Raw genomic sequence first — 4,756 nt, 5'->3', positions numbered from 1 at the left:
TTTTGGGCATGGCCTATGGGTTTTTCTGCCGCTCCGGCCGGTAACCTGGTCCTTATGAGTGCACATGGAGCAGTCGCCATCGGCGTGGCGACGATGACAACAGACGGTACGGTTCTCGATGTGTGGTACCCGGAACCGCAGCTCGGCGCAGCGGAAACGTCCGGCCACGACTTCTTGGACGGGGACGATATCCCTGAGGATCTGCGCGACATCATTCGCGTCGATCCGCAGCGCGAGGTCGAGTTGAAGGCGGTAAAGGTCACGATCGCGGACCTCACGGAGGCGCCCATCGACGCGATGGATGTCTACCTTCGCCTCCACCTCATCTCCCACCGATTGATCCCGCCGCACTACGCGAACCTCGAGGGTCAGTTCGGCTTACTGTCGAACGTCGTGTGGACCAACCACGGTTCGTGCAAGGTGGAGGGCTTCGACAAGACCCGCGCCAAGCTACAGGCCCGCGGACCGGTCATCGTCTACGGCATCGATAAGTTCCCCCGCATGGTGGACTTCGTCGTGCCGTCGGGCGTCCGTATCGGCGATGCCGACCGAGTTCGCCTCGGCGCTCACCTCGCCGAGGGAACGACGGTCATGCACGAGGGCTTCGTCAACTTCAACGCCGGCACGCTCGGCCCGTCGATGGTCGAGGGCCGCATCTCCGCCGGCGTCGTGGTCGGCGCGAACTCCGACATCGGTGGCAGCGCCTCGATCATGGGGACACTGTCAGGCGGAGGCAAGGAAACCATCTCCATCGGCGAGAACTGCTTGCTGGGCGCGAACTCCGGCATCGGAATCTCCCTCGGCGACAACTGTGTCGTGGAAGCCGGTCTCTATGTCACCGCGGGCACCAAGGTGGACCTCAAGTTCGGTGCGTGGGCCGACCACGAGACGATTAAGGCCCGCGATCTGTCCGGCCGCGATAACCTGCTGTTCCGCCGCAATTCCACCTCCGGCGCCGTCGAGGTCGTGCCGTGGAAGTCCGATGGCTTCGAACTCAACTCGGAGCTCCACAAGAATGACTGAGGCGCACGGAAACACCCCGGCGAATGACGCCGCCGGTACCGGCGTTCAGGCCACCGAGAACTCGGCAGCGAGTTTCGGTGGCCAACTTTCGCCGGGGATGGCCAAGCGCCACCTCACCATGATGGGCCTGGGGTCTGCGATCGGCGCGGGCTTGTTCCTCGGAACGGGCGCGGCCATCTCCACTGCGGGGCCAGCTGTTCTCCTGTCGTACATCGTCGCCGGGTTCATTGTTGTTCTCGTCATGCGGATGCTCGGCGAAATGGCGGCCGCTATGCCGGCAGCCGGTTCGTTCGCCACCTACGCCGGTGCCGCGTTCGGTCGTCACGCACGTTTCGCGGTCGGCTGGCTGTACTGGTTCATGCTCATCATGGTGATGGGTGCGGAAATGACCGGCGCCTCGGCGATCATGGGTGCGTGGTTCGGAGTCTCGCCGTGGATTCCCGCGCTCGTGTGCATGGTCTTCTTCGCCGTGGTCAACCTCGTCAGGGTTCGCGCATTCGGCGAGTTCGAATTCTGGTTCGCGCTCATCAAAGTCGCGGTTATCATCGGTTTTCTCATCATCGGCATTCTCCTTATCTTCGGGCTCCTGCCAGGCGACTCGGCGGTCGGTACGGCGAACCTCCTGGATCACGGCGGCTTCATGCCGAACGGCTGGAGCGGTGTCGCAGCCGGTCTGCTCGCCGTCGCTTTCGCGTTCGGTGGCATCGAGATCGTCGCGATTGCCGCCGCGGAATCGGACGATCCAGGCCGCAACGTCGGCTTCGCCGTCCGTTCGGTGATCTGGCGAATCTCGGTGTTCTATGTCGGTTCGGTGCTCGTCATCGCGACACTGCTTCCTTGGGACACTCTGCGTGATGCGGAGACCGCGGAGCAGAGCCCCTTTACCGCCGTGCTCCGGATGGCGGACATCCCCGGCGTCGTCGGGTTCCTCGAGGTCATCATCGTGCTCGCGCTGCTCTCGGCATTCAATGCGCAGATCTACGGCACGTCGCGGATGTCGTTCGCGTTGGCAAAGCAGGGCGACGGTCCCCGCATCCTCGCGCGCACAAACAAGGCGTCGTCGCCTTCCGTCGCTGTGTACGTGTCGGTGTTCTTCGGGTTCGTCGCCGTTGCGCTTCAGTGGCTCGATTGGGAGGACCTGCTCACGTTCCTTCTCAACGCCGTCGGAGCTACGTTGTTGATCGTGTGGATCGCCATCGCTCTCTCGCAGATCAAGCTGCGTCGCGAGCTCGAAAGCCGCGGTCCTCTAGAGGTCAAGATGTGGCTTTTCCCGTGGTTGAGCTATCTCGCGATCGTCGTGATCCTCGCCCTCGGCGCGCTCATGCTCACCGACGAAGCTGCCCGCGCGCAGATTTTCGCCGCGCTCGCCGTCGTGGTGGTACTTGCCGTTCTATCGGCGATCAACTCCTACTTCCACGCGGATAGCGGCGCCTACGTCACGGAAAAGACAAGATCGTAGCGTAATACGAGGCGAGAGAGCCTGTCGAGATAGCGAAAGTGCCCGGTAGTCCCGGGCACTTTCGTTATTTAAGGCAATCGCAGGCGCGCTTCACCGAGCGCTTCATGTCGGCCACAACTCGGCAACCGTTGTAGACCGCGTCTTCAGGCTTCAGCTACGAAGCCGCTTCGCCGCTTCCGTAATGGCCGCATCAGTCGCGGTGAGGGCGATGCGCACATGCTTGCCTCCACGCGGCCCGTAGAACTCACCGGGCGCAACGAGGACCCCCTTGCCCGCGAGCCAATCCACGGTGTCCCTGCAGGGCTCATCGCGAGTGGCCCAAAGATAGAGCCCGGCTTCGGAGTTGTCGACACGCAGGCCCGCGGCTTCGACGGCAGGAAGGAGCTCGGCGCGACGCTTTCTGTAGCGCTCCCGCTGAGCGTCGACATGAGTGTCGTCCTGTAGGGCGAACGTCGTGGCTGCCTGTACCGGCATGGGCATAATGTAGCCGGCGTGCTTGCGCAGCGTGAGAAGCTCCTCTACCAGCGAGGGGTCCCCCGCGACAAAGCCCGAGCGATAGCCAGCCAAGGATGACGACTTCGACAGCGAATGCAGTGCGAGCAGCCCGGTGAAATCTCCGTCGCAGACCTCCGGGGCGAGGATGGACGGGGCGCTGCCCTCCCACACGAGACCGAGGTAGCACTCGTCCGCCGCGACTATGACGCCGCGCGAACGTGCCCATTCGACGACCTTGCGCAGGTGATCTGTGCCGAGCACCTTGCCCGTCGGATTCGACGGGGAATTTATGAACAGCAGGTCGGGACGTTCTGGGCCCAGCTGCGTCAATGAGTCTGCGCGTCTAACCCGTGCGCCGGCGATAAGCGCGCCGACCTCGTAGGTGGGGTACGCGATTTCGGGGACGACTACCGTCGACCCGGCGCCGAGACCGAGCTGCGAGGGAAGACCCGCAACGATCTCTTTCGTGCCGATGACGGGAAGCACCGACTTCGGATCGATCCCGGGAACACCGAAGCGGCGGTCCATCGCGGCAGCCGCGGCCTCGCGGAGCGCCTCGGTTCCGTGGGTCGTCGGGTAACCGGGAAACGCCGCGCCTTCGCCGAGCGCCCGCTGGATACCTTCGTCGACATCATCGACCGGCGCTCCCACTGTGAGGTCGACGAGCCCGTCCGGGTGAGCCGAGGCGCGAGTCCGCGCCTCGGCCAGTGTGTCCCAGGGGAATTCGGGGAGCCGGCTCGAGACCGGGGTCCGCCGGTTCGTATTCGTCGCGGCCGCCACCGTGTGACCTAGTCCTCGCCCATGGGAGGCAGCTTCTTGACGAATTCCGTGTCCTCACACACACCGGTCTTCGCGGCGCCGCCCGGCGAGCCGAGCTCTTCGAAGAAGTCCGCGTTGGTCGCCGTGTACTCTTCCCACTCGTCCGGAACGTCGTCTTCGTAGAAGATCGCTTCCACGGGACACACGGGTTCGCAGGCGCCACAGTCGACACACTCGTCCGGGTGGATGTACAGCATGCGTCCACCCTCGTAGATGCAGTCCACGGGGCATTCTTCAACGCACGCCTTGTCCAAGACGTCGACGCAAGGCTCCGCAATCACGTATGTCATTTCGCCGTGATTTCCTTTCCTCGAAGATCACTGACTCGCGAGATGCCGATCCGCCGGGCAGAGCGAATCAACCGCAGTGATGTAGCGCGAATATCGCGTGCACCGACTCCCGATGCACTTCACTCATTCCATGTTAAGACACCGAGTGCAACGACCCCAACGCGAGTCACCCTCGAACACGGGTTCCTAAGCTAAGGCTTAGCTGGGAAAAGGGGTTCGCCAGGTCTCAAGGCCGGTGCTACTCGACCATGAGAGGCACCTGCGGCGCCGACCTGACGCGCCCGTAAAAGGTGTCCCGCTGTACGACGGGGCGACTGATCCCGGCACCGATCTCGCGGAGTTCGTCCGGGGTCTTCTCCGAACCGTTCTCCGCGCCGGCCATCCGTGAAATGGTCTCCTCCATCAGCGTCCCGCCCAGGTCATTCGCGCCGGCCTGCAGCATTCGCTGCGTGCCGGTGATACCAAGCTTGACCCACGATGTCTGCACATTGTCGATCGCGCCGTGCAGCATCAGCCTCGCGAGTGCGTGCACGACGAGGTTCTCCTGTCGGGTCGGACCCGGACGCGCGGCGCCGGCGAGATACAGCGGGGCGCTGTGGTGCACGAATGGCAGAGGCACGAATTCGGTAAACCCGCCGGTCCGTTCCTGGATACCGCGCAGCGTTCGTAG

General features: G+C 63.8%; 4 protein-coding genes and 1 pseudogene. 2 read left to right on the top strand and 3 right to left on the bottom strand.

Annotation, left to right across the window (positions count from 1 at the left end):
- The first annotated feature begins 54 nt into the window (after positions 1 to 54).
- Positions 55 to 1,023, top strand: coding sequence for a 2,3,4,5-tetrahydropyridine-2,6-dicarboxylate N-succinyltransferase (gene dapD, locus K8V11_RS13085; protein WP_303915121.1), 969 nt, complete (start codon positions 55 to 57; stop codon positions 1,021 to 1,023).
- A 97-nt stretch (positions 1,024 to 1,120) separates the two neighbouring features.
- Positions 1,121 to 2,482 (top strand): amino acid permease, encoded by a 1,362-nt coding sequence (locus K8V11_RS13080; RefSeq protein WP_303915124.1) that lies wholly within the window; start codon positions 1,121 to 1,123, stop codon positions 2,480 to 2,482.
- Positions 2,483 to 2,632: 150 nt separating this feature from the next.
- Here K8V11_RS13080 and dapC read toward each other — a convergent pair whose 3' ends face one another.
- The 3 genes and pseudogenes from dapC to fbiC all read right to left on the bottom strand — a co-directional run.
- A complete protein-coding gene (gene dapC, locus K8V11_RS13075) occupies positions 2,633 to 3,757 on the bottom strand; it encodes a succinyldiaminopimelate transaminase (RefSeq protein ID WP_303915118.1) in 1,125 nt (374 codons plus the stop codon).
- Positions 3,758 to 3,765: 8 nt separating this feature from the next.
- Positions 3,766 to 4,086 (bottom strand): ferredoxin, encoded by a 321-nt coding sequence (fdxA, locus tag K8V11_RS13070; protein WP_303915116.1) that lies wholly within the window; start codon positions 4,084 to 4,086, stop codon positions 3,766 to 3,768.
- Between the two features lie 238 nt (positions 4,087 to 4,324).
- Positions 4,325 to 4,756 (bottom strand): annotated as a pseudogene (gene fbiC / locus K8V11_RS13065) (7,8-didemethyl-8-hydroxy-5-deazariboflavin synthase); the annotation flags it as partial.

This window comes from Dietzia timorensis (assembly GCF_020742175.1).
Taxonomy (GTDB): domain Bacteria; phylum Actinomycetota; class Actinomycetes; order Mycobacteriales; family Mycobacteriaceae; genus Dietzia; species Dietzia timorensis_A.
The sequence above is the reverse complement of the archived record's forward strand: the minus strand, read 5'-3'. Positions and strand labels throughout refer to the sequence as shown.